Origin of the sequence: Glycomyces endophyticus, assembly GCF_039531525.1 — a bacterium.
Classification (GTDB): domain Bacteria; phylum Actinomycetota; class Actinomycetes; order Mycobacteriales; family Micromonosporaceae; genus Glycomyces; species Glycomyces endophyticus.
In genome coordinates this window covers 113,383-136,708 of record NZ_BAAAQF010000022.1, presented here as the reverse complement: position 1 = coordinate 136,708, position 23,326 = coordinate 113,383, and the positions used below count along the sequence as shown (strand labels likewise).

The following is a 23,326-nucleotide window of genomic DNA, read 5'->3' as shown; positions in this document are numbered from 1 at the left end:
CCACTAGATTAGTCGGAGTAATCGGACTACTAGGAAAGCCTCCTTCCCGATCGAACCAGAAAGCATCCCCATGAGCTCTGCCAGCCCGCGCCCCCTCAAGCGCCGCAGCGTCATCGCGGCGGCCGCCGCCCTGCCCGCCGTCAGCGCGCTCGCGGCCTGCGGCACCGACGACGAGAACCCCGACGAGGCCGCGGCGGACGCCGACAGCGCCACCGCCTCCGGCACCATCCGCCTCGGCTACTTCGGGAACGTCACCCACGCCCCCGCCCTCGTCGGGCTCGAGGCCGGGGTCTTCGCCGACACCCTGCCCGAGGCCGTGACGATCGAGGAGACCGTCTTCAACGCCGGCCCCTCCGCGATCGAGGCGCTCTTCGCCGACGCCATCGACATCTCCTACATCGGCCCCAACCCCGCCATCAACGGCTGGGCCCAGTCCGGGGGCCAGGCCCTCCACATCATCGCCGGATCCACCTCCGGCGGCGCCGGCCTCGTCGTCAAGCCCGAGATCACCGTGGTCGAGGACCTGCGCGGCAAGGCCCTGGCCACCCCGCAGCTCGGCAACACCCAGGACGTGGCGGCCCGCTACTGGCTCAAGGAGCAGGGCTTCGCGACCGACGAGAACGGCGGCGGCGACGTCTCGGTCACCCCCATCGACAACTCCGAGGTGGCCGCGGCCTTCGACGACGGCACCGTCCAGGCCGCCTGGGCCGTCGAGCCGCGCTACTCGGACCTGCTGCTCAAGCACGGCGGCGTGGAGTTCCTCAACGAGCGCGAGCTGTGGGACGGCGGCGAGTTCGTCACCACCCACATCATCGTCTCCAAGACGTTCCTCGACGCCCAGCCCGCGCTGGTCAAGGCGTTCCTCGAAGGCCACCTGGCGGCCCTCGACTACATCGCGGCCAACCCCGACGAGGCCCAGGTCAAGTCCAACGACCGCATCGAGGCCCTGACGGACAAGCGCCTCGACGACGAGGTCATCGCCGCGGCCTTCGCGAACCTGAGCTTCACCGCCGACCCCATCGCCGCCTCCCTCCAGGGCAGCAAGGAGCACGCCGTCGAGATCGGGCTCCTCGACGAGGTCGACCTCACCGGCATCTACGCGCTCGACGCCCTCAACCAGGTGCTCGCCGACCGCGGCGACGCCGAGGTCTCGGCAGGTGACCTGGCATGAGCCCCACCCGCACGGTGAAGCCGAGAGGCGCCGGTGCGGCCGACGACACCGCCCGGGCCGCGGGCGCCGTGGTGCTGACCGACGTGGTCAAGCGCTACGGCCGCGGCCCGGGCGCCGTCACGGCCCTCGACGGCGTCTCGCTCGCCGTCGAGCCCGGCAGCTTCGTCTGCCTCCTCGGCGCCTCCGGCTGCGGCAAGAGCACCCTGCTCTCGCTGGTGGCCGGGCTCGACGAGATCTCCGGCGGCCGGATCGACCACGTCGACCAGCCGGTCGCCATGATGTTCCAGGAGTCGGCGCTGTTCCCGTGGCTGACGGTCCTGGGCAACGTCGAAATCGCTCTGCGCGTGCGCGGCGTCGGTCGGGCTGAACGACGCCGTCGCGCGCTGGAGCTGCTGGAGACGGTGCGGCTCACCGGGTTCGCGCACAAGCGCCCCCACGAGCTGTCCGGCGGCATGCGCCAGCGCGTGGCCCTCGCCAGGGCCCTGGCGCAGGACGCCTCGGTGCTGCTCATGGACGAGCCGTTCGGCGCGCTCGACGCGATGACCCGCGACCTCCTCCACGACGAGCTGGAGCGGATCTGGCGCGAGCGGGGCCTGACGGTGCTGTTCGTGACCCACAACGTGCGCGAGGCGGTGCGCCTGGGCGACCGGGTGGTGCTGCTGTCCTCGCGTCCGGGCCGGGTGCTCAACGTGTACGACGTGGAGCTGCAGCGGCCGCGGCGCATCGACTCGGCGCCCGTGGCGGCGCTCGCCGCCCGGATCACCGACGCGCTGCGCGAGGAGGTGGGCCGCCATGCCAACTGAGACGGTGAAGTCGAAGACCGAGGACACCTCGCGCGACTGGGTGTCGGGCCTCGACGAGCTGGAGAAGACGCCGATCACCGAGACGCGGTGGGGGCGGTTCGCGTCCCGGCTGTGGGCGGGGACGTGGCCGAAGGTCCTGGCCCTGGTCCTGGTGGTCGGGGGCTGGCAGCTGCTGTTCCTCAGCGAGTGGAAGGCCCCGTGGGTCCTGCCGGCGCCGCTGACGGTGTGGGAGGACCTGGTCGCGTACGCCGCGACGCCGGACTACCTGCAGGCCATCGCGATCACGCTGCAGCGGGCCCTGACGGGGTTCGCGCTGTCGGTGGCGGTCGGGTCGGTGCTGGGCATCGCGGTGGCGCGGTTCAAGCCGCTGCGGGCGGCGATCGGGTCGCTGATCACCGGGCTCCAGACGATGCCCTCGATCATGTGGTTCCCGCTGGCGATCCTGCTGTTCAAGATCTCGGAGTCGGCGATCCTGTTCGTGGTGGTGCTGGGGGCGGTCCCGTCGATCGCCAACGGCATCATCTCGGGGATCGACTACGTGCCGCCGGCGTGGAAGCGCGTGGGGGCGGTCCTGGGCATGAAGGGCTTCCAGCTCTACCGGCACGTGATCCTGCCGGCGACGCTGCCGTCGTTCGTGTCGGGCCTGAAGCAGGGCTGGGCGTTCGCGTGGCGCTCGCTCATGGCCGGCGAGCTGCTGGTGATCGTGGCCGGGCAGGGCTCGATCGGCGCGCTCATGCAGGGCGCCAGGGAGTTCAACGACTCGGCGCGGGTGCTGACGTGGATCGTCACGGTCCTGGTGATCGGCATCCTGGTCGACACGGCGTTCAAGGCGGCCGACAACCGCATCAGGAAGTCCTGGGGCCTGGCGGCCGACCGCTAGCCCCTCCAACTGCACACGAGTCTCCCCGCGCAGGGTGTTCGCACCTTCCCCCTGCGCGGGGACCCCTACCGGAATACCCTGGGGCACTTCATGACCACAATTCCCATTAAACGCATAGGACAACTAGATATTCGTGGTGCGGCCGCCCAGCTGCGCCTGGACCGGCTCCGCATCCTCATCGGACCGGTCGCACTGGTGGCGCTGTGGCAGATCGGCTCGGCCACCGGGCTCATCCCCGAGCAGACCCTCGCCGCCCCCTCCACCGTCATCGCCGCCGGCGCCGAACTGGTCGAGACCGGGCGCCTCCAGGAGCACCTGCTGGTGTCCCTCGGCCGGGCGGCGACCGGCCTGGCCCTGGGCGTGGCGATCGGCGCGGCTCTAGCGGTCGTGGCCGGCCTGTTCCGCCTCGGCGAGGACCTCATCGACGGTCCCATGCAGATCCTGCGGGCCATCCCCGCGCTCGCGCTCGTGCCGCTGGCGATCGTGTGGTTCGGCATCGGCGAGGAGGTCAAGGTCTTCCTCGTGGTCTTCGCGACCGCGTTCCCGGTGTACGTGAACACGCACGCCGCCATCCGCGGCCTGGACCCGCGCTACGCCGAGCTCGCGCGCAGCGTCGAACTGGGCCGCATCGGCCTGGTGCGCACGGTGATCCTGCCCGGCGCGCTCCCGGGGTTCTTCACCGGGCTGCGGTTCGCGACCGCGATCTCCTGGCTGGTGCTGGTGGTCTCCGAGCAGATCAACGCCACCAGCGGCATCGGCTTCCTCATGACCCAGGCCCGCAGCTTCGCGCAGACCGACGTCATCGTCGTCGGCCTCGTCGTCTACGGCCTCCTCGGCCTGGTCTCCGACCGGCTCGTCCGCTTCACCGAAGGGAGGGTCCTGCCGTGGCGACGGACCTTCGACGCGCGGTAGCCGCCCCGGCCGCCGTGGCCGTCACCGCACTCGACAAGTCCTTCGGGACCCAGCACGTCCTCACCGGCGTCGACCTGCGCATCGCCCCCGGCGAGTTCACCGCGCTCCTGGGGCGCTCGGGATCGGGCAAGTCCACGCTCCTGCGCATCCTGGCCGGCCTCGACGAGGACTACGACGGCGAGGCGACCGTCCCGAACCGGCGCGCCGTGGCCTTCCAGGACGCCCGCCTCCTGCCGTGGAAGCGGGTCCTCGACAACGTGCTCCTGGGACAGAAGGGCAAGGCCGCCAGGGCACTGGGCCTGGCGACGCTCGACGAGGTCGGGCTCGCCGACAAGGCGCGGGCCTGGCCCCACACGCTCTCGGGCGGCGAGGGCCAGCGGGCCGCGCTCGCCCGGGCCCTGGTGCGCGAACCGGAGCTGCTGCTCCTCGACGAGCCGTTCGGCGCGCTCGACGCCCTCACCCGGTTGAAGATGCACGCGCTGCTGCGCCGGCTCTGGGCCGCGCACCGCCCGTCGGTGCTGCTGGTCACCCACGACGTCGAGGAGGCGATCGCGCTCGCCGACCGGGTCCTGGTCCTCACCGAGGGCCGCATCTCCCTCGACGCCCGCGTCGAGCTGCCCGCGGAGGCGCCGCGGCGCTCCCGCGAGTTCGCCGACCTCCGCGACCGGCTCCTGGCGGAGCTGGGCGTCGCCGAATCCGAACGCTGAGAAGGAATCGCACATGACCATCCCCGAGCACGCCCGCGGCTACGAGGGCTTCGGCGGCGAGATCGGCCGCACCGCCGCCGAGTCCACCCCCTGGTGGCCCCAGGAGCCGACCGCGCCCGCCGGCGCCCCGAACATCATCGTGGTCCTCCTCGACGACATGGGCTACAGCGACATCGGGCCCTTCGGGTCCGAGATCGACACCCCGAACCTCGACCGGCTCGCCGCCGGCGGCGTGCGGCTGACGAACTACCACACAACCCCCGTGTGCTCCCCCGCCCGCGCGGCCCTGCTCACCGGCCTGAACCCGCACCGGGCCGGGTACGGGTCCGTGGCGAACTCCGACCCGGGCTTCCCCGGGCTGCGCCTCGAACTCGCCGACGACGTGCTCAGCCTCCCGGAGGCGCTGCGCGCCAACGGGTACGCCACGTACGCGATCGGCAAGTGGCACCTGGCGCGGGACGCGAACCTCGCTCCGGGCCGCACCAAGGACTCCTGGCCCCTCCAGCGCGGCTTCGACCGCTACTACGGGTCCCTGGAGGGCCTGAACTCGTTCTTCCACCCCAACCAGCTCACCGTCGACAACGACGCGTCCACCGTGGAGGAGTACCCCGACGGGTACTACCTCACCGACGACCTCACCGACCGGGCCGTCGCCCTGCTGAAGGACCTGCGCGCCCACGACGCCGAGAAGCCCTTCTTCCTGTACTTCGCGCACGTCGCCATGCACGGGCCCCACCAGGCCAAGGCCGAGGACATCGCCAAGTACCGCGGCCGGTACGGGCACGGCTGGGACGCGGTGCGCCGCGCCCGCTTCGCCAAGCAGCTCGCCGAGGGCCTGTTCCCGGAGGGCACCGAGGCCGCGGCCAACACCGAACCGGGCTTCGACGTGCCCGCCTGGGACGACCTCGACGCCGACGAGCGCGACCGGTACGCCCGGTACATGGAGGTGTACGCGGCCATGGTCGACTCCGTCGACCAGTCCGTGGGCAGCCTCCTCGACACCGTCGAGGCGCTCGGCGAACGCGACAACACGATCGTGGTCTTCACCTCCGACAACGGCGGCACCGCCGAGGGCGGACCGGTGGGCACCCGCTCGTACTTCTCCCAGTTCGTGCACCACCCCGTGCCCGCCGACTGGGAGCGCGACGTCGCCCACGACCCCGGCCTCATCGGCTCCGCGAAGCTCGGCGTCCACTACCCGCGCGGCTGGGCGCAGGCCTCCAACACGCCGTTCCGGTTCTACAAGGGCCAGACGTTCGCCGGCGGGGTCCGCGTGCCGCTCATCGTGTCCTGGCCCGCCGGGCTCGCCCGCGCCGACGGCGACGACGGCGTGCGCCACCAGTACGGGTACGTCACCGACCTGTTCCCGACCCTGCTCGACCTCGCCGGGCTCGACGCGCCCGCGCAGCGAGCCGGGCGCGACGCCCAGGACCGCGACGGCGTCAGCCTCGCCGAGGTCCTGCGCAAGCCGGAGCTCGCCAGCCCCCACACCGAGCAGTACGCCGAGTTCGGCGGCCACCGCGGCTACTACCGGGACGGCTGGAAGCTCGTCACCCTCCACCGGGCCGGGACCCCGTTCGACGACAACGAGTGGGAGCTGTACGACGTCGCCGCCGACCCCACCGAGATCCGGAACGTCGCCGCCGACCACCCCGGCCTGGTGCGGGAGCTGGCGGCGGCGTGGGAGGCCGCGGCCTGGAGCAACACCGTGTTCCCGCTCGGCCAGGGCTTCGGCGCCCCGCGCCGCCGCCCCGCCCACGCCCGCCTGGCCGAGCCCGTCCGGCTCCTGCCCGGCACTCCGGTCCTGGAGCGGTTCCGCTCCGCGCAGCTGATCCAGTATCGGTCCTTCACCGTCGACGCCGAACTCGCCGACGACGGCGGCGACGGCGTCCTGGTCGCCCACGGCGACCCCCAGGGCGGGTACGTCCTCTACGTCGAGGACGGCCGCGTCCACTTCGGGTACAACCAGTTCGGGCGCGTCAGCGCGGTCAGCGCCGACCTCCCCGCCGGGACCCGCCTGATCCGCCTGCGCGCCGAGGCGACCCCCCGCCTGCGCTGGGACTTCCACGTCGCCGTCGGCGACGGCGTCCGCGAGCCCGTGCCCGTCGCCGAGCTCCCCGGCCGCTTCCAGCTCGTCGGCATGGCCCCCTGGACCGGCATCTCCGTCGGCCGCGACGCCCGCGGCCCCGTCCTGTGGGACCTGCGCGAACGCCGCGGCCTGTTCCCCTTCAACGGCGAGCTCACCGCCGTCACCTACACCCCCGGGCCGCTCGCGTTCGGCCCCGAGGAGATCAAGGCCATCCAGCGCGAAGCCGAACTCGCCGCCGACTAGCACCCCACGACCACCTTCGAAAGGCACCACCGATGACCACTCGCAGAACCCTCCTCGGCGCCACCGCCGCCGCACCCCTCGCCGCGCTCGGCCTCGCCGCGTGCTCCGACGACGGGGGCGGCGGGGTCGTGCTGCGGGTCGGCGAACTCGGCGCCACCCCGGTCACGCAGGAGCTGTTCAAGTCCGCGGGCCTCGACACCGACCTGCCTTACACGATCGAGTGGAAGCAGTTCGTCAACGCCGGACCCGAGTACGTCGAGGCCGCCGGCGCGGGCGCGGTGGACGTCGGCTTCACCGCCGACACGCCGCTGATCTTCGCCGCCTCCAACGGCGTCCCGCTCAAGGCCGTCGCCGCGACCACTGTGGACGACCCCGCGACGTCCTTCAACGCGATCCTCGCCGCACCCGGCGCCGGCATCGCGACCGTGGCCGACCTCAAGGGCCGCAGAGTGTCCTTCCAGGAGGGCACCATCACCCAGTACCACGTGGTCAAGGCCCTCGAATCGGTCGGCCTCGGACTCGACGACGTCGAGACCGCGAACCTCCCGGTCGTGGACGCCAACACCGCGCTCGCCAACGGCGAGATCGACGCGGTCGCGACCCTCGGCATCTACTGGTCCCAGGCCGAACTCGCCGGGGCGACCCTGATCGCCACCGGCGCCGACTACTTCCCGAGCATCGGCCTGCTCTCGGCCCGCACCGAGATCATCGAGGACGCGGCCTACACCGACGCCCTCGCCGACTACATCGACCGGTACGGCCGGGCCCAGCAGTGGCGCTACGCGAACCTCGACGCCTGGACCGAGCAGTACGCCGCCCTCACCGGCCTCCCCCTCGACGTGGTCGCCGCGACCGAGACCCGCGCCCCGGTGACCCTCGGCCCGGTCACCGACGCGATCATCGCGTCCCAGCAGGACCAGGCCGACGGCTACGCCTCCCTCGGCATCATCGACCCGCTCGACGCCGCCGACCAGTTCGACACCGCGTTCTCCGGCGCCTTCGAGGCGTAGAAGCGCCGCGCGGCGCCTCGCTCCCGACGTCACCTGAACCCCCTCCCCGCGGACACCGGGGCCGGGTCCCCGATCAGCTCGCGGGGACCCGGCCTCGGCACCACCACCGAGGTGAACGGCGGCCGAAGGGACGGGGACGGTTGTGTGAGGTGCCGCCGCGCCGGTGGTTCCAGGTGCTTCGCGGCGGTTACGGTTGGCGCGGGCGCAAGGGGGCGCCGCGAATGCCCGTGCGAAGGGAAGGCCCGCCGTGATCTACAACCTCTTCGACTCCGCCGCCGCCTACCGGCCGACCGAGGCCGAGCAGGCCGGGCCGGTGCCGCCGATCGAGGCGGTCCTGTTCGACTTCAGCAACACCATCTTCCAGCTCATCGACGTCCCGACCTGGCTGCGCCGCGTCGCGGCGGCGACCGGGCGCGCCCTCGACGCCGAGACCCTGGAGAAGACCGCCGGGCAGCTGTACGAGACCTACCGCATCCCCGAGGTCCTCGCCGCGCAGATCGGGCGCGACGAGTCCGCCGCCCGGCACCGGGCCGCGCTGTACGCGTGGTTCGAGCGCGTCGACTACCTCCAGGGGATCGAGACCGCCGCCTACGAGCTCATCGCCGCCCCCGACGCGTGGGTGCCGTACCCCGACACCGAGCCGCTCCTGCGCGAACTGCGCCGCCGCGGGATCAAGACCGGGATCGTCTCCGACTTCCCGTGGGACGTCGGCGTCCACATGGAGCACTTCGGGCTCGAGGAGCTCGTCGACGTGCGGGTCGTGTCGTACCAGTACGGCACCGAGAAGCCCGACCCCGTGCTGTTCCGCGCCGCCTGCGAGCGGCTCGGCGTCGACCCGCGCGCGACGCTCATGGTCGGCGACAACCCCGCCAAGGACGGCGGCGCCGCGGCCTCGGGCCTGCGGGCGTTCATCCTCCCCGGGGAGGCCCGCACCGGCGAGCGCGGGCTGCGGCACGTCCTCGGGTTCCTGGACTAGTCCTTCGCCTTCGGCTTAGCGCGCAGGTGCGCGCGCTCGCCCTGCGCGCCGAAGAGGCTGAGGAACTCCACCGACTCCTCCCCCGCGCGCCCGAACCAGTGCGGGGTCCGCGTGTCGAACTCCGCGGCCTCGCCGGGCTTCATCACGAAGTCGTGCTCCCCCAGCACCACCCGCAGCCGCCCGTTGAGGACGTACATCCACTCGTAGCCCTCGTGGACCTGCGGGTCCGGTTCGCTCGGTTCCCCGGCGGGGATGATGAGCTTGTACGCCTGGATGCCGCCGGGCCGCCGCGTCAGCGGCAGGTGGACCATGCCGTGGCGCACGACCGGGCGCATGTGGATGCGCGGGTCGCCCGTCGGCGGGGCGTCCACCAGCTCGTCGAGCGTCACGCCGTGGGCCTTGGCGAGCGGCAGCAGCAGTTCGAGCGTGGGCCGTCGCGCGCCCGACTCCAGGCGCGAGAGGGTGCTCACCGAGATGCCCGTGGTCGCGGCGAGGTCGGCCAGCGTCGCCTCCCGCTCCTTGCGCAGCGCCCGCAGACGCGGCCCCACCGCGTCGAGCGCACCGTCCAGATCCATGTCCCCCATGTTGCCATACCGGCAAGAACGTTTGCCAATATTGCAGGGTCCGTTCTACGGTTCAGGCAGGAGGTGGTCGAGATGACCGATGAACTGCAGGACCGCTACGACGTGGTGGTGATCGGCGGCGGCGCCGCCGGACTCAACGGCGCACTCATGCTCGGACGGGCCCGCCGCACCGTCGCCGTGATCGACGCGGGCGAGCCCCGCAACGCCCCCGCCGACGGCGTCCACGGGCTCCTCGGCCGCGAAGGCGTGCCGCCCGGCGAACTGCTCGCCGCCGGCCGCGAGGAGGTCCGCCGCTATGGCGGCCACATCGTCGCCGGCCGGGTGTCCAAGGCGCTCGAGCGCGACGGGGCGTTCACCGTGGCGCTGGAGGACGGCCGCGAGATCGCCGCGCGGCGGCTCCTCGTCGCCGCCGGGGTCGTCGACCGGCTCCCCGACATCCCCGGCCTCGCCGAACGGTGGGGCCGGAACGTGATTCACTGCCCGTACTGCCACGGCTGGGAGCACCGCGACCGGGCCATCGGCGTCATCGGATCGACTCACATGGCCGTCCACCAGGCGCTCCTGTTCCGCCAGTGGACCGACGACCTGGTGCTGTTCACCCACACCGCGCCCGAGCCGACCGCCGAGGAGCGCGAGCAGCTCGCCGCCCGCGGCGTGCGCGTCGTCGAAGGGGAGATCGCCGCGATCGAGGCCGGCGGCGCCCGCATGCAGGACGGCCGCCTGGTCGAACGCGAGGTGTACGCGACCGCCACCCGCATGGAGGCCCGCGCCGGGTTCCTCGCCGGCCTCGGGCTCGAACTCGTCGAGCACCCCTCGGGGGCCGGGGTCCACCTCCCGGCCGACGGCTTCGGGAAGACCGCCGTCCCGGGCGTCTACGCGGCCGGGAACGTCACCGACCTCATGGCGCAGGTCGGGCCCGCGGCGGCGGCCGGGGCCATGGCCGGCGCGCTCATCAACGCCGACCTGATCGAGGAGGAGACCGCCGAAGCGGTGGCACTGCACCGCCTCGGCGCATAAGAGGGGGCGCCGGACCGGCGCCGTCTAGCCGTCCGCCCGGCCGAGCTCGTCGCCGAGCACGAACGCACCGCCGGTCGGGTCCTCGGCGAGGATCTCGGCGGTCTCGATGACCTCGGTGTGCTCCACCGGCGGATGGATCGGGTACTCGGGGACGTTCATCAGGTCTCGGTCGCTCATGGCCGCGCCTTTCGATCGGGAGGTCCGCCTCCAATGTATCCGGCGCACGCGAAGGCCCCGGTCCGCCACCGCGGACCGGGGCCCCTCCCGGTCTACTCCGGACGCGGCGGCTTCGCCGCGCCGCCGGTCGCCAGCCGCATCAGGTCCGAACCGAGGTCGATGTCCAGCTCCGTGCCCCCGGCCGACCCGTACTCGTGCTGGTAGGACCGCCACGACTCCGTCCGCACGTGCTCGGCGAACCCGGACTCCATCAGCAGCACCAGCTCGATCGCCGCGCGCCCGATCCGGTCCCCCAGCTCGGAGGAGTTCCAGTCCTCCGTCGCCGCGAACACCGACGTCGGCACCGTCAGCGTCCGCAGGTACGCGAACAGCGACCGCATCTGCTCGTCCACCACCAGCGCGTGCCGCGCCGTCCCCGCCGTCGCCGCCAGCACCACCGGCTTGGCGATCAGCAGATCATTGTCGAGCACGTGGAAGAACGAGCTGAACAGCCCGCTCGGCGCCGCCTTGTACACGGGCGCGCTCGCGACGACGCCGTCGGCGCGGCCGAGGACCTCGATCGCACGGGTCATCTTGGGGCCCATGAGCTGCGAGACGATCGCGGTGGTGATCTCGCCCGCCAGCTCGCGCAGGTCGATCACGTCGACGGCGACGGCCGCGCCGCGCTCGGCGGCGAGGGCGCCGACGCGGGACGCGATCCGGTCGGCCAGCATCCGCGTCGACGACGGGTCGCTGGTGCCGCCGCTGACGACGGCGAGCCGGTAGGGCTCCTTCGGGGTGTTCACAGCACGGCCTCCTTCGGGGTCCGGTGGGTGTCCTGGGCCGGGGCCTGACCCCCGGCGAGCTTGCGGCCGATCGACTCGAGCGCGCGCATCTCCTCGTCGGTGAGGACGTCGGCGACCGCGCGGGCCACGTCGACGGCGTGCCGGCCGCCGACCAGGCGCTGGGCCTCGCGGCCGGCGGCGGTCAGCCCCAGCCGCAGGCCGCGCCCGTCCTCGGGGTCGGCGGTCCGCTCGACCAGGCCGCGGTCGGCGAGCCGCTCGACCAGCCGCGACAGCGCGGGCTGGCTGAGCAGGACGCCGCGGCCCAGCTCGAACAGGCGGATCGGCCCCTCGTGCTTGGACAGGGTGTAGAGCACGTCGTACTCGCGCATCGACAGCTCGTCCCAGATCGGCTCGGCCGCGAACCGCTTCATGAGCGCCGCGTGGGCGGTCAGCAGCGACTCCCACGAGTCGTTGGCGAGCCGGCTTCGTGAGCGGGTCACCGGTCCTCCTAGATCTCCGGGTACTCGGCGGCGGGCGCCGAGTCCTGGTAGGGCGAGGCGCCGGTGACGTTGTCGCCGCGGTTGGCGTTCGGGCGCGGCTGGCGGGCCTCCCCGTCGCCGTACTTGGCGGCCACGAGCCCGGCGTGGGTCGGGGCCTCGGCCGACTCGGGGTCGCGCCGGGAGGCGAGCTCCTTGCGCAGCACCGGGACGACCTCGCCGCCGAGCAGCTCGAGCTGGTCGAGGACCATGCCCAGCGGCATCCCGGCGTGGTCGATGAGGAACATCTGGCGCTGGTAGTCGCCGAAGGCGTCGTGGAAGGTCAGGGTCTTGTCGATGACCTCCTGCGGGCTGCCCACGGTGAGCGGCGTGCCCTGGGTGAACTCCTCCAGGGTCGGGCCGTGGCCGTAGACGGGGGCCTCGTCGAAGTAGGGGCGGAACTCCTTGACCGCGTCCTGGCTCTTCTTCGCGATGTAGGCCTGGCCGCCGACGCCGACGATCGCCTGCTTGCGGGTGCCGTGGCCGTAGTGCTCGAAGCGCTGCCGGTAGAAGTCGACGAGGCGCTTGGAGTGCGAGGTGGGCCAGAAGATGTGGTTGGCGAAGTAGCCGTTGCCGTAGAACGCGGCCTGCTCGGCGATCTCGGGCGTGCGGATCGAGCCGTGCCACACGAACGGCGGCGTGTCGTCGAGCGGGCGCGGCGTGGAGGTGAAGCCCTGGAGCGGGGTGCGGAACTGGCCCTCCCAGTCCACGACGTCCTCGCGCCACAGCTTGTGGAGCAGGTTGTAGTTCTCCAGCGCGAGCGGCAGGCCCTGGCGGATGTCCTGGCCGAACCAGGGGTAGACCGGCGCGGTGTTGCCGCGGCCGAGCATGAGGTCCATGCGGCCCTTGGCGAGGTGCTGGAGCATCGCGTACTCCTCGGCGATGCGCACCGGGTCGTTGGTGGTGATGAGGGTGGTCGCGGTCGAGAAGATCAGCCGCTCGGTGAGGGCGGCCATGTGCGCGAGCAGCGTGGTCGGCGAGGAGGAGAAGAACGGCGGGTTGTGGTGCTCGCCGATGGCGAACACGTCGAGGCCGACCTCTTCGGCCTTGACCGCGATCTTCACGATCGCGTCGATCCGCTCGGCCTCGCTCGGGGTCTCGCCCGAGACGGGGTCGCGCGTGATGTCACTGACTGAGAAGATCCCGAACTGCATCGGATCGCCTGCTCTCCCCGCCGCGGCGGGCTCGAAGTTCATGCGTTTGCATCTACCTTAACGGCACGGCTCCGAGGAGTATTCCGGTTCGGGGCGGCGAGGCGCGCCTCACAGCCGCGGGGTCAGGCGAGCGGCGGGCAGGCGGGGTCGCCGCCGGGGAGGGCGGCGTCGCGCACGCAGGCGCCGAGGTCGGCGGCGAGGCGCGAGGCCTGGGCGACGGCGCGTCCGTAGACCGCGACGACCATCGCGGCGAGGTCGGTCTCGCGCATGGAGCGGATCGCCGGGCCGAACTCGATGCCGACGACCGCGCCGGACAGGTCCACCGTGACGGTGACCTCGCCGTCGTCGGAGGCGGCGCGCACCGTGGCGCGGCCGATCGCCCCGCTCGCGGAGGCGACGCGCCGGCGCAGCGTCCCCAGGCGCCCGGTGAGGTCGCGCAGGCGGGCCTCCAGTTCGCTGGTGACCAGGGCGTCCTCGGCGAGGCTGTCGTGGCGGCGGCGTTCGGCGATGTCCATGTCGGTCCCCTGTCGCGGGTGCGGTCGCGGTCGGCTGAAGCGTAGGCACCGCTGCGGGTTCGTGTCCGTCACCGCCGCATCAGGATCGGGGCCGGGCCCGTCAGGAACGCGTCACCGGTGCTCCGGGAGCGGGTCGGCGATGCCCCAGCCTTCGGCGACGAGCGCGTCGACGGCCCGCAAGGCCTGGTCGAGGCGGGCCTCGCGGGAGCCGTGGAGGCGCACGTGGCGGCGGCCGGTGCGCTCGAGCTCCTCCTGGAAGCGGCCGGTCATCCAGGGGCGCAGGTGCTCGCCGTCGCGCAGGCCGTCGTCCTCGAAGGGCACGCCCTCGTGGTCGGTGAGGAGGTACAGGTGGTGGGGCAGGGCGTCGGCGAGCGGGTCGAGGGCCGGGTTGCGGCCGCCGAGGTAGCGCTCGTGCCAGACCGCGGTCGCGAAGGCGTCGGTGTCGCAGACCAGGACGGGGCCGCCCAGGCGGGCCTCGGCCTCCTCGATCTCGTTCTGGCGGGCGGCGATGAGCGGGAAGTCGGCGGTGTCGAACCGGACGTCGGACCAGGTCGCGCCGGGCCGCTCGGCCTGGAGCCGGCGCAGCTTCTCCTCGCTGAAGGTCCGGCCGTACTCCGGCACGCACCGCGTCTGGGCCCAGGCGCCGCCGCGGGCGCGGCAGGCCGCGGCGAGGTCCTCGGCGACCGTGGTGGTGCCGGTGGACTCGGCGCCGACGGCGACCACGCGCAGGGCGAGCCCGGCGCGCACGGGCCCTTCGAGGAAGTGCCAGTTCCCGGCCGGGTCGGCGCGGATCGCGGTGCCGGAGATCGGCACGGCGCCGCGGTCGAGGTCGACGAGCACGTGCGCGGCGCCGAGGCGGCGGGCGAGCTCGGGGCCGTAGGACTCGGAGGTGAAGAGCGCGTCGATGCGCTCGGGGACGGCGGCCTGGAAGACGTCGACGTGGGCCTGCCAGACCGCCTCGTCGTGGAGGTCCATGTGGACGTTGTCGACGGCGCCGATGACCCGGGCGGCCGGGAAGGCCTCCTGGAGCCAGGCGACGCGGCTCGCCAGGGGGATCGACTCGACGTCGGCGTGGCTGACGAGGACCGTCAGGCGCTCGCACCCGGCGAGCGCGGCGCGCACGAGGTGGAAGTGGCCGGCGTGGGGCGGGTAGAACTTGCCCAGCACCAGGCCGTGCTCGGGGAGGCTCACGCGGGGGCCTCCACCGCGGCGGCGCGGGCGTGGAGGTCCTTGCGCCAGTTCAGGAGGCCGAGGACGCACAGCGCGAGGAACCCGACGTAGAGGATCGCGGTGAGGTAGAGGCCCTTGTAGGCGTACAGCGGGATGTAGACGAGGTCGGCGGCGATCCACAGCCACCAGGACTCGAGCCGCTTGCGGGTCTGGCCGTAGGTGGCCAGGAGCGACAGGACGGTGGTGAGGGCGTCCCAGAAGGGCACGTCGGAGTCGGTGGCGCGGACCAGGAGCAAAGTGATGGCGGCGAGGCCGAGGAGCCCGGCGCCGGCGAGGGCGGCCCACTCGGTGCGGGAGGTGCGGCTGACCGGGAGGGCGTCGTCGGCGGGGCCGCCGCCGCGGACCCAGTTCCACCAGCCGTAGGCGCCGAGGGCGATGAAGACGAGCTGGAGGCCGGCGTCGGCGTAGAGGCCCCACTGGGTGAACAGGACGATGAACATCAGGCAGTTGAAGATGCCGATGCCCCAGTTGGCGAGGTGCTGGCGGGCCACCAGCCACACGCAGAGGGCGCCGGAGACGAAGCCGAGCACCTCGATGAGGGTGGTCGGCACGCCGAAGGCGTCGAACAGGACGGGGTTGGGCACGGCGTCGAACATCCGGCGGGTCCTCCCAGGGGACGGCAAGGGGCGCTTCGGATGACGACTCTACGTCGGTGATGCCGCCGGGTCCGATGCGGCATGCATCGGACCCGATATAAATCTATTGGACCGGTTTGCGTTCGCCCGCGGTGACGGCGACGGTGAGCCGGTTCGGGCCCGGCGGGAGCGGGCAGGTGCCGAAGTCGGTGAACGCGCAGGGCATGTTGAGCGCCCGGTTGAAGTCGAGCTCTACGGTCCCGTCCGGGCCGGGCGCGGCGGTGGTGAGCTGGCGGAACGAGGCGGTCTCGGCGCCGTTGGTGGGGTCGCGGAAGAGCAGCCACAGGCGCCCGTCCCCCGCGTCGGCGGCGACGAGCTCCTGGGCCTCGCCCGCGAGGTCGAAGCGGACCGTGCCGAGGGTGCCGAGGGACTGGTCGACGCCGGGGCGGACCGAGCCGACGTCGAGGCGCTCGGGGGCGGCGGCGAAGCGGGCCGGGACCGACCACGCGGGGTCGGGATCGTAGGCGGGGACGCCGGTGAAGCCGGTGCGGGTGGGGGCGAGGGGGTCGCGCACGCGGACGGCGTGGCGGCCGCCGCGCGGGGCGAGTTCGAGGCGCTTGCCGCCGTAGTCGATCCAGGCGGGCCCGACGGGGGTCGGGAGCACGGCGGTGCCGTCGATCGGGGCGCCGTCGGCGACGAGCCGGTCGGCGGCCGCGGCGGTGACGGTGACGGCGGTCCCGTCGGAGCTCCAGCGGCCGGGCAGGCCGTCGAGGGCCGCGGGCTCGGCGTCGAGCCAGTGGAAGGCGGTGAGGCTGAGCCAGCCGTGGGGCTCGGCCAGCGCGGCCTCGCGGCGGTCGTGCCAGGCCTGCCAGTCGCGGGCGAAGTCGTCGGTCACGCGGTGCTCCTCGGTGTCGGTCGGTCCCGGGTTCAAGGGCGGGGAGGGCCGGGAAATTCCCGCCGGGCGGACTCTTGACAGGGCGGCGCGGGGACCCGGTAGAGTGAATCGACTTTACCGATAAATAAGAAGTAGCCGGGAAGGCCCTGATGAGCAGCACCGTCAACGCCGTCGTGAACCTCGACCTCGAAGGCCCCGTCATCAACCGCCACGTGTACGGCCACTTCGCCGAGCACCTGGGCCGCTGCATCTACGGCGGCTTCTACGTGGGCGAGGACTCCGACCTCCCCAACGAGGGCGGCATCCGCCTCGACGTCGTCGAGGCCCTGCGGGCGCTCGACATCCCCAACCTGCGCTGGCCCGGCGGCTGCTTCGCCGACGAGTACCACTGGCGGGACGGCATCGGCCCGAAGGCGGACCGGCCGGTCATGGTCAACACCCACTGGGGCGGGGTCGAGGAGAACAACCACTTCGGCACCCACGAGTTCATGGCCCTGTGCGAGCTGCTGGGCACCGAGCCGTACATCTCCGGGAACGTCGGCTCCGGCACCGTCCAGGAGATGAGCGAGTGGGTCGAGTACCTCACCCGCGACGGCGACTCCCCCGCGGTGCGCGAGCGCAAGGCCAACGGCCGCGAGGAGCCGTGGAAGGTCAAGTACTGGGGCCTGGGCAACGAGACGTGGGGCTGCGGCGGGAACATGAGCGCCGAGCAGTACGCGCTCGAGGCGCGCCGCTACGCGACCTACTGCCGCGACTACGGCGACAACAAGCTGTACCGCATCGCCGCCGGGGCCTCGGACTTCAGCTACGCGTGGACCGAGACGCTCATGAAGCAGCTCTCGCACCTGGGCTGCCAGCGCGTGGAGCGCCCGCTGTACCAGGCGGTCTCGGTGCACTACTACACGATCGCGGGGACGTGGGCGGAGAAGGGCTCGGCGACGGCGTTCACCGAGGAGGAGTACTACACGACCCTCGCCAAGGCCGCGCGCACCGACGAGCTGTTGACCGGGCACGCCAACGTCATGGACCTGTACGACCCGAAGAAGGAGATCGGGATCGTGCTGGACGAGTGGGGCACGTGGTGGGACGTGGAGCCGGGCACGAACCCTGGGTTCCTGTACCAGCAGAACACGATGCGCGACGCGCTCGTGGCGAGCCTCCACTTCGACGTGTTCCACCGGCACGCCGACCGCCTGGTGATGGCGAACATCGCGCAGACGGTGAACGTGCTCCAGGCGATGATCCTCACCGACCCCGACTCGGGCGCGCTGGTGCTGACGCCGACGTACCACGTGTTCCGGATGAACAAGGGCCACCAGGACGCCGCGAGCCTCCAGGTCCACGTCGTGGGCGAGGCCCCGGTGCGGGAGGTGGACGGCGCGGCGCTGTCGACGGTGTCGGTCTCGGCCTCCCGCAAGGACGGCCGCCTGCTGGTGTCGCTGTCGAACCTCGACGCGTCGGAGGCGGCCGACGTCGCGATCGACCTGCGCGGCGGGTCGGTCGCGGGTCTGGAGTCGGAGATCCTCACCGCCGGTGCGGTGCACGCGCACAACACGCCCGAGGAGCCCGGGGCCGTGGCCCCGCGCGCCCACGACGGGGTGCGGATCGAGGGCGGCCGGCTGCTGGTCCACCTGCCCGCGCACTCGTTCGTGACCGTCGCCGGGGACGTGGCGTAGTCGGTCGCTCGCACTAGGGTGAGAACATAGGAGGATCGTCGAATCCCGAAAGGCGGTACCCGAGTGGTGACCATGAGCGACGTGGCGCGCCTCGCCGGCGTGTCCAAGATGACCGTGTCCAATGTGGTCAACAACCGGGCCGGGGTCTCGGAGCCCGTCCGGCTGCGCGTCCTCGATGCGATCCAGCAGTCCGGGTACCGCCTGAACGTCAACGCCCGCACCTTGAAAGCCGGGCGCACCGGGGTGATCGGGCTCGCGGTGCCCGGCGTCGACCAGGCGTACTACGGGATGCTGGGGGCGCTCGTGATCGACGCGGCGCGCGCCCGCGGCTTCCACGTGGCGATCGAGCAGACCGGCGGGAGCGACACCGGCGAGGTCGAGGCGGTCGCCCAGTCGCACAAGCTCCAGTTCGACGGGCTGATCCTGAGCGCGGTGGTCCTCGACCCCCGCGACCAGGGGCACTCGTGGGGCGACTTCCCGATCGTGATGCTCGGCGAGCGCGACTTCGGCGCGAGCATCGACCATGTGGGCATGGCGAACGAGGCGGGCACGCGCGCCGCCACCGAGCACCTCATCGCGCAGGGCTGCACCAGGATCGCGAACGTCACCGGGTGGTCCCTGGAGGGCGTCCACGTGGTCTCGCGCCGCTACCAGGGCTATGTGGACGGCCTCGCGGCCCACGGGATCGAGTTGGACACCTCCCTCGTCGCGCTCTCGGGCATGTCCATGGAGGACGGCCGCCGGGCGGTCAGGCGCCTCCACGCGTCCGGGGTCCCGTTCGACGGGGTGGTGGCCGTGACCGACACGGTCGCGATGGGCGTCATCAGGGGCCTGGCCGACCTGGGCCTGCGCGTGCCCGAGGACGTGCGCGTCGTCGGCTTCGACGACATCCCCGAGTCGGCGTACACGACCCCGGCGCTGTCGTCGGTCTCCCCGGACCACCGCTGGATGGCCGAGAAGGCCGTCTCCCTCATCGCCGCCCGCCTGGAGCACCCCGCCCGGCCGCCGGAGGAGCACACGGCCCCCTTCGAGCTGAAGGTCCGCGAGTCGACCAGGTAGACACGGGACCGGCCCGGCGCGTCCGCGCCGGGCCGGTCCGCTCTATCGGAGGGCTAGGTCAGTGAGCCGGTGACGTTGCCGCCGGACTCGGTGACGTAGTAGGTGACGGTGCGCCCGCTCCAGAAGTGGAACGTCAGGGTGACCTTCTGGCCGTCGTTGACCTCGGACCAGAACGCGGTCGGGAGGGTGACGGCGCCGGCGGTGTAGTCGGGGTTGAACGCGCGGCCGAACTCCTTGTAGGAGGTCCAGTTCTGGGGGCCGGCCGGGGTGCCGTCGGCGTACTTCGCCTCCATGGTCGCCAGCTGGTCGCCCTTGAACTGGGTGGGGATCGCGAAGGTGGCCGAGGCGCCCGTGGCGGCCGACATGGTCGGCTGGTCGTAGGAGACGACGCTGATGCGCCAGGGCGCGCCCTGGGAGAAGACCGCGTGGACGGTGCCCCTGACGCCGTAGGACCGGTCGCCCAGCAGCGCCGCGAGCCGGCTCGCCTTGATGGTGAGCGTGGAGCCCGAGATCGTGTAGTCGGTCCCCTGGACGAGGCTGGTCGAGCCGACCCGCAGGCCCTGGAACGTGGTCCCGTTCAGGTTGAGGGTCAGCGAGACGTCGGCGACGGTCGCGGTGCGGCCGACGTAGACCTGGTCGGTGCTCGCGGTGCCCGAGCGGGTGCTCCAGGCGGCCTTGAGCATCGTGAAGAGCTCGGGGTCCTTCCAGGTGAACGCGGTCCGGTCGAAGTGCTGGCCGTTGTCCCACAGCTGCAGGGTGATGCCCTTCTGGCGGGCGTAGTACCCGGCGTACTCGAAGAACTTCAGCTTCTCGCCCTGCTCGACGGTGCCGGTGTGGGTGTCGAACCCGAGGAGGCCGTACTCGCCGATGAGGACGGGGATGCCGTTGGCGATGAACTCGTCGTGGGCCCGGTTGAAGTAGCCCTCCAGGTCGGCCTTGACCTCGTCGTTGAACTTCGTGTACCCGGCGATGTTCACGCTGAAGGGCCAGAAGCCGTAGTAGTGGATGGTCGCGGCGATGTGCTCGTCGTCGAGGGCGGCGATGGTGGCGCTGAGCGCGTCGAGGCGGCCCTGGTCGGCGTTGGTGTGGAGGGTCGGCAGGACCAGGACGCGGTCGGCGTTGCCGCCGCCGGAGGCGCGGACGATCGAGTGGAACGAGGTGTTCAGGTCGTCCAGGAGCGCGTAGGCGGTGGTGTCGTCGACGTTGTTGAACTGGGGCTCGTTGACGCTCTCGAACAGCAGCTCCGGCGGGGCGTCGCGGAAGCGGCCGGCGAGGGCGGTCCAGATCGCCTCGTAGCGGTCCTCCACGACGGTGCGGTTGGTGTTCATGTCCGCCATCCAGATCCACGAGTCGTGGTGGATGTTGATGAGCACGTACAGGTCGGCGTCGAGGGCCCAGCCCACGACCTCCTCGACCCGGTCGAGGTAGGCGTCCTCGACGGCGTACGGCGCGGACTTGGACTGGTGGTTGTCCCACGTGACGGGGATGCGGATGCTGTTGTAGCCCTGGGCGGCAACGTTGTCGATGAGCGCCTCGGTGACGCGCGGGTTGCCCCAGGCGGTCTCGTCGGCCCCGACCGCGTCGAGGGAGTTGCCGAGGTTCCAGCCCGGCTGCATGGCCGCGACGGTCTCCATCGCGGAGATCCCGCCGGTGGGCGGCGGGGTGGTGGTGGGCGGGGTGCTGGGCTCGCCGACCGAGCCGGTGCACGCGGTGCCGTTGAGGCTGAAGGAGGCCGGGACGCCGTTGGTTCCGGACCAGGAGCCGTTGAAGCCGAAGGAGACCGAGCCGTTGGTGGGGATGGACCCGTTGTAGCTCATGTTCTTCGCGGTGACGGTGTCACCGGAGTTGGTGGTGGTCGCGTTCCACGCCTGGGTGACGCGCTGGCCGTTCGGGAACGTCCAGACCAGGCTCCAGGAGCTGACGGCGGTGCCGAGGTTGGTGATCTTCACGTCCCCGGTGAAGCCGCCGCCCCACTGGCTGGCGATCTTGTAGTCCACTTTGCAGCCCTCGGCCGCGTACGCGGCGGAGGGGGCGAGGATGCCGAGCCCGGCGGCGAGGACGGCGAGGGCGGCCACCGCCAGCGCCATCCATTTGCGGGTTCGTCGCTTGACGCCTTGCATGGTGCTCCTTCTGTCCGCGTCGGCTGCCGGGGAGGACGCGGGGCCGCGGGAACCCATCGAGAATCCTCGATGCAAGACTAAGTTGTGAGACTAAACTTTGTCAATCGCTCCCAAGCGGTGAAATCGGATCAGAGGAGGATCGCGGCGAACTCGTAGGCGAGCCAGGCGGCGAAGACGAGCAGGATGAGGCCGGAGGCGCGGTCGAACCAGACGCGGCGCTCCTTGGTCATGACGCCGCGCAGCCCGGTCGCGGCCCCGGCGAGGATGAGGAACCAGGTCCAGGACGCGGCGACCGCCCCGGCGGCGAAGACCGTGCGCGAGGCAGCGGCCTGCGCGGCGATGGCGGCGCCGAGGACGCCGACGGTGTCGAGGATGGCGTGCGGGTTGAGCAGCGAGACCGCGGCAGTGCGGCGCAGGGTGCGCAGCGGCGACCAGGAACCGGTCTCGTCGGCGATGTCGGCGGGCTTGGCGCGCAGGGACTTCACGCCGAGGTAGGTCAGGAACGCGGCCCCGGCGGCGAGCATGGCCGGGCGCAGGCCCGGGACCGAGTCGAGCAGCGCGGAGGCGCCGGTCGCGCCGAGGACGATGAGGAGCGTGTCGCACAGCCCGGCCCCGGCCACGGCCCACAGCGCCCTCGGCATCCCGAGGGCGACGCCCTGGCCGAAGACGAACACGTTCTGGGCGCCGATGGGGACGATGAGCGCCAGGCCGAGGGCGAGGCCGGCGAGGAAGGCCGCGGTCACGGGCGGGCGGGGGCGTTCGAGGGCATCGGACGAGTCTAGCGGGGCGGCAGTGGCGCGGAACCGCCCGCGCGGGGCGGTGGACCCGTCCGGTGCGCCGGGAGCGGCCCGTACCGGGCCCGCCTCCGCGCGGCGTCGTGTCGCCGGACGCGGGGCCGAATCGGGTTGCCGTGCGCCGCTGCGGTCGCTTAGGCTGCGGCGCAATGACGAAGTAGAGCGGGAGCACGCGCGCGGCGCACGGAGGGACTCGCCCGGAGGGCGGCCCCCGGAGCGCGGCCGGAGCGTGCACGGCGCACCGCCCCGCCGAGGCGGCCCGGTGCATTCCCGCTTCCCGCTTCGTCATGAGAGGGGTCCTCGATGGCCCTGTCCCGCCGTGCCGCGCGCCCCCGCGCGGTCGAAGTCGTCTTCCTCCCAGGGCTGCGCCGCAGCGTCGCCGACGAGATCCGCTCGCTGCTTCCCCGCGTCCAGCCCGCGCCGGTGCCGGGCCGCGAGGACGCGCTCCGGTTCGCGTACCCGGGGCCGCTGGAGCGGCTCACCGCGCTGCGCACCGCCGTCGCTGCGTTCACCGTGCTCACCTTCGGCGTGGCCCGGCCCGCGCAGCTCCTGCACGCCGACCACCTGCGCCGCATCAGGGCGGCCGCGAGCGAGGTGGACGGGGTGCGGTCGTTCCGCATCGAGGCCGCCGGGAGCGGCTCGGCCGTCTTCGGGCGGCTCGCCGAGGCGATCGCCGGCGCGACGGGCCTGGCGCACCGGCGCGGCGACGGGGACCTCGTGCTGCGGTTCCGGCCCTGCCCCGACGCCGACGGCTGGGACGTGCTGGTGCGGACCTCCGCGCGACCGATCTCGGCCCGGGCGTGGCGGGTGGCGGACTACCCGGGCGCGGTGAACGCCACGATCGCGGCCGCGATGGTCCGGATGCTGCCGCACCGGCCCGAGGACCGGTTCCTCAACCTCATGAGCGGGTCCGGGACGCTGCTGGTCGAGCGGCTCCTGGCGGGCCGGGCCCGCGCGGCGGTCGGGGTCGAGCGGAGCGCGGCCGCGAACGCCGCGTGCCGGGCGAACCTGGCGGCCGCCGGGGTCGCGGCGGAGCTCGCGGCGGCCGACGTGGCCTCACCGGACCTGCTGGGCGGCAGGCGTTTCGAGGCGGTCGCGGCCGACCCGCCGTGGGGCACGCGGACCGGCTCCCACGAGACGAACGCGGAACTGTACGGCGCGATGCTCGACACCGCGCACCGGCTCGCGGCGCCGGGCGGGGTGTTCGCGGTGCTCACGCACGAGGTGCGGCTCATGGAGCGGCTGCTGCGCGAGCACCGCGCGCAGTGGGAGCCGCGGGCGGTGCACCAGGTCTTCCAGAAGGGGCACCACCCGCGGATCCATGTGCTGCACCGGCGTTGAGCGGGCCGGCACGAGGAGGCCGGCACGACGAGGGCAGCCCAGCTGGCGGGGGGACCGAGTCCCCCCGATCATCAATTCTCCCCCGCGGGTCCGACGGT

Annotated in this window: 23 protein-coding genes; 12 read left to right on the top strand and 11 right to left on the bottom strand. The window is 72.6% G+C overall.

Going from position 1 to position 23,326, the window contains the following annotated elements:
• Positions 1–70 precede the first annotated feature (70 nt).
• From ABD419_RS21300 to ABD419_RS21265, 8 genes are all read left to right on the top strand, one after another.
• Positions 71–1,171, top strand: coding sequence for an ABC transporter substrate-binding protein (locus ABD419_RS21300; protein WP_344490845.1), 1,101 nt, complete (start codon positions 71–73; stop codon positions 1,169–1,171).
• Positions 1,168–1,974, top strand: coding sequence for an ABC transporter ATP-binding protein (locus ABD419_RS21295; protein WP_344490842.1), 807 nt, complete (start codon positions 1,168–1,170; stop codon positions 1,972–1,974). Before ABD419_RS21300 ends, ABD419_RS21295 begins: the two co-directional genes overlap by 4 nt.
• Complete coding sequence (locus tag ABD419_RS21290; protein WP_344490839.1) at positions 1,964–2,854, top strand: ABC transporter permease; 891 nt, start codon at positions 1,964–1,966, stop codon at positions 2,852–2,854. The genes ABD419_RS21295 and ABD419_RS21290 overlap by 11 nt, the downstream gene beginning before the upstream one ends.
• Positions 2,855–2,944: 90 nt before the next feature.
• Positions 2,945–3,766, top strand: coding sequence for an ABC transporter permease (locus tag ABD419_RS21285; protein ID WP_344490836.1), 822 nt, complete (start codon positions 2,945–2,947; stop codon positions 3,764–3,766).
• Positions 3,739–4,473, top strand: coding sequence for an ABC transporter ATP-binding protein (locus ABD419_RS21280; protein WP_344490833.1), 735 nt, complete (start codon positions 3,739–3,741; stop codon positions 4,471–4,473). Before ABD419_RS21285 ends, ABD419_RS21280 begins: the two co-directional genes overlap by 28 nt.
• 13 nt (positions 4,474–4,486) lie before the next feature.
• A complete protein-coding gene (locus tag ABD419_RS21275) occupies positions 4,487–6,805 on the top strand; it encodes an arylsulfatase (RefSeq protein ID WP_344490830.1) in 2,319 nt (772 codons plus the stop codon).
• Between the two features lie 32 nt (positions 6,806–6,837).
• Positions 6,838–7,815: an ABC transporter substrate-binding protein gene (locus ABD419_RS21270; protein ID WP_344490827.1), complete on the top strand. Its 978-nt coding sequence runs from the start codon at positions 6,838–6,840 to the stop codon at positions 7,813–7,815.
• Positions 7,816–8,062: 247 nt separating this feature from the next.
• Positions 8,063–8,791 carry an HAD family hydrolase gene (locus ABD419_RS21265; protein ID WP_344490824.1) on the top strand — a complete coding sequence of 243 codons (729 nt, stop codon included), beginning with the start codon at positions 8,063–8,065 and terminating at the stop codon, positions 8,789–8,791.
• Here ABD419_RS21265 and ABD419_RS21260 read toward each other — a convergent pair.
• On the bottom strand, positions 8,788–9,375 hold the full coding sequence (locus tag ABD419_RS21260) for a helix-turn-helix domain-containing protein (RefSeq protein ID WP_344490821.1): 588 nt from the start codon (positions 9,373–9,375) through the stop codon (positions 8,788–8,790). The genes ABD419_RS21265 and ABD419_RS21260 overlap by 4 nt on opposite strands.
• 72 nt (positions 9,376–9,447) lie before the next feature.
• Between ABD419_RS21260 and ABD419_RS21255 the strand changes: the two genes are divergently transcribed.
• Positions 9,448–10,392: an NAD(P)/FAD-dependent oxidoreductase gene (locus ABD419_RS21255; protein WP_344490818.1), complete on the top strand. Its 945-nt coding sequence runs from the start codon at positions 9,448–9,450 to the stop codon at positions 10,390–10,392.
• Positions 10,393–10,416: 24 nt separating this feature from the next.
• Here ABD419_RS21255 and ABD419_RS21250 read toward each other — a convergent pair whose 3' ends face one another.
• From ABD419_RS21250 to ABD419_RS21215, 8 genes are all read right to left on the bottom strand, one after another.
• A complete protein-coding gene (locus ABD419_RS21250; RefSeq protein WP_344490815.1) occupies positions 10,417–10,569 on the bottom strand; it encodes a hypothetical protein in 153 nt (50 codons plus the stop codon).
• Between the two features lie 92 nt (positions 10,570–10,661).
• Positions 10,662–11,354: a CE1759 family FMN reductase gene (locus ABD419_RS21245; RefSeq protein WP_344490812.1), complete on the bottom strand. Its 693-nt coding sequence runs from the start codon at positions 11,352–11,354 to the stop codon at positions 10,662–10,664.
• Positions 11,351–11,833: a MarR family winged helix-turn-helix transcriptional regulator gene (locus ABD419_RS21240; protein ID WP_344490809.1), complete on the bottom strand. Its 483-nt coding sequence runs from the start codon at positions 11,831–11,833 to the stop codon at positions 11,351–11,353. Before ABD419_RS21240 ends, ABD419_RS21245 begins: the two co-directional genes overlap by 4 nt.
• Before the next feature lie 8 nt (positions 11,834–11,841).
• The gene (locus tag ABD419_RS21235) at positions 11,842–13,023 is read right to left on the bottom strand and encodes an LLM class flavin-dependent oxidoreductase (RefSeq protein ID WP_344490806.1); all 1,182 of its coding nucleotides are present in this window, start codon (positions 13,021–13,023) and stop codon (positions 11,842–11,844) included.
• 122 nt (positions 13,024–13,145) lie between these two features.
• Entirely contained in the window at positions 13,146–13,538 is a 393-nt protein-coding gene (locus tag ABD419_RS21230; protein WP_344490804.1) for a YbaB/EbfC family nucleoid-associated protein, read from the bottom strand.
• A gap of 111 nt (positions 13,539–13,649) precedes the next feature.
• Positions 13,650–14,729, bottom strand: coding sequence for an AAA family ATPase (locus tag ABD419_RS21225; RefSeq protein WP_344490801.1), 1,080 nt, complete (start codon positions 14,727–14,729; stop codon positions 13,650–13,652).
• The gene (gene pnuC, locus ABD419_RS21220) at positions 14,726–15,364 is read right to left on the bottom strand and encodes a nicotinamide riboside transporter PnuC (RefSeq protein ID WP_344490798.1); all 639 of its coding nucleotides are present in this window, start codon (positions 15,362–15,364) and stop codon (positions 14,726–14,728) included. The genes ABD419_RS21225 and pnuC overlap by 4 nt, the downstream gene beginning before the upstream one ends.
• A gap of 103 nt (positions 15,365–15,467) precedes the next feature.
• Positions 15,468–16,238 carry a DUF1684 domain-containing protein gene (locus ABD419_RS21215; RefSeq protein ID WP_344490795.1) on the bottom strand — a complete coding sequence of 257 codons (771 nt, stop codon included), beginning with the start codon at positions 16,236–16,238 and terminating at the stop codon, positions 15,468–15,470.
• A gap of 149 nt (positions 16,239–16,387) precedes the next feature.
• Here ABD419_RS21215 and ABD419_RS21210 point away from each other — a divergent pair, with 149 nt between their 5' ends.
• Both ABD419_RS21210 and ABD419_RS21205 read left to right on the top strand, forming a co-directional pair.
• Complete coding sequence (locus tag ABD419_RS21210) at positions 16,388–17,914, top strand: alpha-N-arabinofuranosidase (protein WP_344490792.1); 1,527 nt, start codon at positions 16,388–16,390, stop codon at positions 17,912–17,914.
• A gap of 72 nt (positions 17,915–17,986) precedes the next feature.
• Positions 17,987–18,973, top strand: coding sequence for a LacI family DNA-binding transcriptional regulator (locus ABD419_RS21205; RefSeq protein ID WP_344490789.1), 987 nt, complete (start codon positions 17,987–17,989; stop codon positions 18,971–18,973).
• A gap of 53 nt (positions 18,974–19,026) precedes the next feature.
• Here ABD419_RS21205 and ABD419_RS21200 read toward each other — a convergent pair whose 3' ends face one another.
• Positions 19,027–21,093: a cellulase family glycosylhydrolase gene (locus ABD419_RS21200; RefSeq protein WP_344490786.1), complete on the bottom strand. Its 2,067-nt coding sequence runs from the start codon at positions 21,091–21,093 to the stop codon at positions 19,027–19,029.
• A 128-nt stretch (positions 21,094–21,221) separates the two neighbouring features.
• Positions 21,222–21,836: a LysE/ArgO family amino acid transporter gene (locus tag ABD419_RS21195; RefSeq protein WP_344490783.1), complete on the bottom strand. Its 615-nt coding sequence runs from the start codon at positions 21,834–21,836 to the stop codon at positions 21,222–21,224.
• A gap of 354 nt (positions 21,837–22,190) precedes the next feature.
• On the opposite strand from ABD419_RS21195, the gene ABD419_RS21190 reads away from it, so the two are divergent.
• Complete coding sequence (locus ABD419_RS21190) at positions 22,191–23,228, top strand: methyltransferase (RefSeq protein ID WP_344490779.1); 1,038 nt, start codon at positions 22,191–22,193, stop codon at positions 23,226–23,228.
• Positions 23,229–23,326 lie beyond the last annotated feature (98 nt).

What these genes read in the sequence shown, in the direction of transcription:
- ABD419_RS21235 (WP_344490806.1), bottom strand. Translation starts at nt 13,023, where the DNA reads ATGCAGTTCGGGATCTTCTCAGTCAGTGACATCACGCGCGACCCCGTC.
- ABD419_RS21250 (WP_344490815.1), bottom strand. Translation starts at nt 10,569, where the DNA reads ATGAGCGACCGAGACCTGATGAACGTCCCCGAGTACCCGATCCATCCG.
- ABD419_RS21285 (WP_344490836.1), top strand. Translation starts at nt 2,945, where the DNA reads ATGACCACAATTCCCATTAAACGCATAGGACAACTAGATATTCGTGGT.
- ABD419_RS21210 (WP_344490792.1), top strand. Translation starts at nt 16,388, where the DNA reads ATGAGCAGCACCGTCAACGCCGTCGTGAACCTCGACCTCGAAGGCCCC.
- ABD419_RS21275 (WP_344490830.1), top strand. Translation starts at nt 4,487, where the DNA reads ATGACCATCCCCGAGCACGCCCGCGGCTACGAGGGCTTCGGCGGCGAG.
- ABD419_RS21255 (WP_344490818.1), top strand. Translation starts at nt 9,448, where the DNA reads ATGACCGATGAACTGCAGGACCGCTACGACGTGGTGGTGATCGGCGGC.
- pnuC (WP_344490798.1), bottom strand. Translation starts at nt 15,364, where the DNA reads ATGTTCGACGCCGTGCCCAACCCCGTCCTGTTCGACGCCTTCGGCGTG.
- ABD419_RS21205 (WP_344490789.1), top strand. Translation starts at nt 17,987, where the DNA reads ATGAGCGACGTGGCGCGCCTCGCCGGCGTGTCCAAGATGACCGTGTCC.
- ABD419_RS21230 (WP_344490804.1), bottom strand. Translation starts at nt 13,538, where the DNA reads ATGGACATCGCCGAACGCCGCCGCCACGACAGCCTCGCCGAGGACGCC.
- ABD419_RS21295 (WP_344490842.1), top strand. Translation starts at nt 1,168, where the DNA reads ATGAGCCCCACCCGCACGGTGAAGCCGAGAGGCGCCGGTGCGGCCGAC.
- ABD419_RS21260 (WP_344490821.1), bottom strand. Translation starts at nt 9,375, where the DNA reads ATGGGGGACATGGATCTGGACGGTGCGCTCGACGCGGTGGGGCCGCGT.
- ABD419_RS21200 (WP_344490786.1), bottom strand. Translation starts at nt 21,093, where the DNA reads ATGCAAGGCGTCAAGCGACGAACCCGCAAATGGATGGCGCTGGCGGTG.
- ABD419_RS21190 (WP_344490779.1), top strand. Translation starts at nt 22,191, where the DNA reads ATGGCCCTGTCCCGCCGTGCCGCGCGCCCCCGCGCGGTCGAAGTCGTC.
- ABD419_RS21290 (WP_344490839.1), top strand. Translation starts at nt 1,964, where the DNA reads ATGCCAACTGAGACGGTGAAGTCGAAGACCGAGGACACCTCGCGCGAC.
- ABD419_RS21300 (WP_344490845.1), top strand. Translation starts at nt 71, where the DNA reads ATGAGCTCTGCCAGCCCGCGCCCCCTCAAGCGCCGCAGCGTCATCGCG.
- ABD419_RS21270 (WP_344490827.1), top strand. Translation starts at nt 6,838, where the DNA reads ATGACCACTCGCAGAACCCTCCTCGGCGCCACCGCCGCCGCACCCCTC.